This window comes from Stenotrophomonas sp. HMWF023 (genome assembly GCF_003060985.1).
GTDB lineage: Bacteria > Pseudomonadota > Gammaproteobacteria > Xanthomonadales > Xanthomonadaceae > Stenotrophomonas > Stenotrophomonas lactitubi.
In genome coordinates this window covers 1-4,004 of record NZ_QAIJ01000325.1, presented here as the reverse complement: position 1 = coordinate 4,004, position 4,004 = coordinate 1, and the positions used below count along the sequence as shown (strand labels likewise).

The following is a 4,004-nucleotide window of genomic DNA, read 5'->3' as shown; positions in this document are numbered from 1 at the left end:
AGTTCTTCGCTCGTCCAACCTGGCTAGTTGCACCCACCTTCAATCCGGCGTCGCATACATTCCGATGGGCCTACACCCTGCCACGGAGCACTGCCGCGGATATCACCCTGCTGCGTCTTGGCGGCAGCCGGGCGATTGGATTTCATGCATTCGCTCCCAAGCAGGACTTGCAGCTCACGCTGCAGCACCTGAGCGAGCTGGCAGATGGCGTCGAATTTGCAATCGGTCATCGCTATCTGGATGCGACTTCCCGAACCCCAGTGGCACAGGTGCCGATCATGCAATGGATTGCTGGTGATCCCTTGCTCGCCATGCAACAACGGGCAGCACAGGAAGGACAGCGCATCCAAAGGGCGTCCGACAATGGAAACCTGGGCGGCCGTCAGGCCATAGCGGCTTCACTCTTGCTCCTGGCCATCATCGCCCTGACGGCCATTGCCCGCCAAGGACAAGGACAAGGGGCCACAAGAGGCAAAGCTGGCGCTGCGAAGACAGATCAAGCTCGCGCAGTCAGGCACAAATAGCCCATCGACGTATCACCACTGAGCTGGCAGGACTCCACCCTGTGGCAGATAGCCCCTAAGCAGCTGTTGCCCGGTCATCAAAATACTGGCTCGCGCTCGGCAACCTAACAATCAATCTTCATCACGACTGCCATCCCTCCCCATTGCTCCAAGAGCTCTATCGAGTCAGCAGCCTTGGCGACAATTGCACTTCGATTTCGACTATTTTCGAATCGACCAATGCGCCCGGAGCTTTCCTGGCGATCAAGTGAGAAGCCGTTTGCACTTTCACCTTAATTGCTGGGCACTGATCACGAGGCCCTCTGAAATTCAGATCAACACATCACACTTTCAACTCAGTCAGGCGTAGGGCTAGACGCTGCAAACCCTGCAAGGCCCAAAGTCACAGTTTGACCCCCACAGGGAGAGAGCGCAGAAAATTCGGGCAATCCGATACGTGAGGCTTCACCGATGAAGATCCGAAATGGAGTTTCGATTCTTTGTGCGCTAGTAGCAGCATCGCTTTCAACAGCAGTAGCGGCCAACCAGGCTCCCTATCAGGATCGCCCCATGGCATCAGCAGATGGGAAGAGGTGGATAGAGCGGACCGCACAGCTTTCTGATTTCAATGGCGGCCTAGTGGCTATCAGAATCAGGTTCTTCCAGGACGGAAAGGGCGGGCTTGTGTATCGCTTCGATGACCAGATCGAAGCTACAAAGCTTTATCATCAGGCGGCTTGTGAGGTTACACACGCAAAGGCTCGACGCGGCGAAACCGTCGTGTCTGGAGAGGCTGTCGCTGGCTGGTCTTGCGAGAGCGAAGCCACTACGCCTGCAAGCGTAGATCCATCAGCTGAATTGCCCGGACCAATGGCCGGATACTACGTCTACGCGTTGGCCCCAAGTGGCAGCGCCCCCTTGGGTGTCAATTTCAACTCAGTAGGGACTGCCCGCTATCAGAGTTCGATTGCCGGGCAGTCGAACGCCACTCTCTCTATCGACAATGGTCGTTGCATGACATCAGCCACTGACCATTACGCCGGACCATTTACAGGCACCTACACACTTCAAGTGGTTTGTATCGGTGAAAGACGGGGCCTGATCGATACGGCCATGTCGGCATGCATCCCACAGTTGTGTTCGACTAACAACGGCGCCATCGACGTTCTTTAGTTCCTGGCTCCAAGCTCCCTGCCGTGACTTCGGCAGGCGGCGCCAGGAGACTCCGTTGCGTTGTAGACGGAGTCTCCTGGTTCCAGCAATCTTGCCCTCTCCATCGGTAGGGACGAGCCGATCGAAGATAAACAGCCCATTTGGCGAAGCTCTCTTCATCCTCTCGGCTGTACCCATGAGGATGCTCTGCCCTGTCGCGCTGGCCAGGAGATGGTTCGAGCCTTGTGAGGCGGGGGAAACAATTGCCGGTCAGTTTGATCTGTAGCTAATAGATACAGCACCTGGACAAAAAAAAATCGCCGTCTATCACGAGCAATATGATGACTTACATTCGGCTCGATTGTAGCGTTGGGGTGACCAGCCCTTGTACTGCCTTCTAGTCGTACGAATCCGCTCGCTTTTGTCTGCAAGGAAGTGCAACTGGCTAGGCAGGTGACCGGACACTGAGGTGCGACCGCTAGATTCAGCCGGCCTTTCGCTTCCGAGTACTCTTTGCCGCAATCCGGGACTCACCCAGTCGGAGGCTATCCAAGTAGTCAGCCCGGGCTTGCATCATCTTCCTGCCCCCAAGCAGGTGGGTGGCGCGATGGTATTCGCTCCCCAGCGGTTCTTTGACTGCATGTGCAGGCTGGTGTTCGATGTAGTCCGGCCGGAATCGAGGCGCGTGATCAGCTTGGAAGTGCGGCAATGATACCCAACCTACTGTTCGATGCCCACCTCGCTTCAACTAACATAACAACTCTAGAGATAACACCCTATTAGTCAAACCGACTTACCACATGGAACTTAGGCGACAGATCAAGAATCTCCTTAATCAACCCTTCGTCGTCCCGCCGAATCATCACCGGGAGAGAGTCATAGTCTTCAAACTCAGCGCCCGGGACTAAACACCCTCTCACTATGACAATTTTTCGCGTATCCGCTTTGAATAATGGAAGCTGCCTTCTCGGCGAAGCCCAAGCAGCCTCGACATCAGGAAATGGCATATTTGCAATCTTTATCCAGGCTCCATTTTTCATAGAACTTCGAAGCGAAGCCACATCAAGCGCACTAGAAAGATCTTGGAGTTCGCTTGCATGAATCAGCCCACCCTTTGAAACCACTGGAAGTATAGCGACGTCTGGATCATTGTAGGCTCGAACATATCCAAAAATTACGTCATTAGTGGAAAGAGGTACAGCAAATACATCACCAACCTCTACGCAAATTTTTTTCGATCTTTTTTTGCTGATCATCCCGCCCAACTCATTTTTTAATAGCCACTGCTTTTGTAGGCATCACAAGCGAAGCAACCGGGGAGGCCATCCCAGCCATTCACAGTAACCAAAGGATCCTGAAGGCTGATACCTGAACCACTCGGCAGACGCGCTTAAAGGAGCCACTCTACGGCCGCTGCCGTGCTGACGGTATACAACAGTTTTTAATCTGATGACACTCAGCGCGATAAATTCGCAGTGCCCAGTGCGCGGCTTGCGCTGACGTGAACCCATAGCTTCATGGCGGGAGCTCCACCTCATTGGCAAGCCCCCCTTATCCCTTCTATCCAGCTCGCGAGGAGAGACCGGCAGATGCTCGGCCTCCTCACTGTGCCCAGGCTTCGTCATTGTCGCTAACGGTCCGCTCGGGGATCACCGCGATATGGTGGGCCTTGATTGGTCACTAGGGATTGACACATGAAGACCATGTGCACGATTGCAACGTGGCTGCTGACGACTTGTCACTATCGGCATCGCCTGCACTCCAGGCAGCCGGCCTGATGCTTTGCGGACTTCTTCCAACCAGATGAGGGGAGAGGGTGCACGCAGTGCATGGCCCTCTCACCCAGGCCACTCCTAGAAGGGAAGCTCTTCCTCCAGGAAGTCAGGCCCTTCCAGCTTCGTAGCCATCCGCTCGAAGTACCCAGCTTCGCGGATCAGCCGATCAACCGCGCGCCGCCGCCGGGCACGGGCCTGCCAGTCACCACCAACCGTGGCCTCAAGCGCGCTGGCATGTCCCCACAGCTCTGCGGCTCTAGCTCTTGCCCAGACCGCCTTCTGCTCGGCTACCGTTTTTTTTCATAGATCCTCTCGCGATTGATGTTGCATGCACTTTGCCGAGCGCCTGGAGAACCACGCGCCTCGCAACGGGAGCGTGGGCGTCTCGTCTGGTGAGGCGCCTTGCTATGCGCCCTCCTCTTCAACCCTGGCTGTTATCTGCAGCCCCAGCCTTCTCGGGAATGACACCGATCTGCTTCTCCTTGATCTGACCAGAGAGCATTGCGCTGGCAACCATGTAGACGACGGCAGTGGCAGCACCCAGCCATGCATCGATTGAGAGGTTCCACATCAC

General features: G+C 55.5%; 3 protein-coding genes and 1 pseudogene. 2 read left to right on the top strand and 2 right to left on the bottom strand.

Features of this window, described 5'->3' with window-relative positions; genetic code table 11:
* Positions 1-524, top strand: a 524-nt coding sequence (locus DBR20_RS22225; protein ID WP_181393134.1) for a hypothetical protein, incomplete at its 5' end; no start/stop codon positions are given.
* 450 nt (positions 525-974) lie between these two features.
* Positions 975-1,676 (top strand): hypothetical protein, encoded by a 702-nt coding sequence (locus DBR20_RS21985; protein ID WP_146187064.1) that lies wholly within the window; start codon positions 975-977, stop codon positions 1,674-1,676.
* 463 nt (positions 1,677-2,139) lie between these two features.
* Here the strand turns inward: DBR20_RS21985 and DBR20_RS23545 are convergent.
* Both DBR20_RS23545 and DBR20_RS21980 read right to left on the bottom strand, forming a co-directional pair.
* Positions 2,140-2,331 (bottom strand): annotated as a pseudogene (locus DBR20_RS23545) (integrase); the annotation flags it as partial.
* A 103-nt stretch (positions 2,332-2,434) separates the two neighbouring features.
* Positions 2,435-2,911: a hypothetical protein gene (locus tag DBR20_RS21980; RefSeq protein ID WP_146187063.1), complete on the bottom strand. Its 477-nt coding sequence runs from the start codon at positions 2,909-2,911 to the stop codon at positions 2,435-2,437.
* Between the last annotated feature and the right edge of the window lie 1,093 nt (positions 2,912-4,004).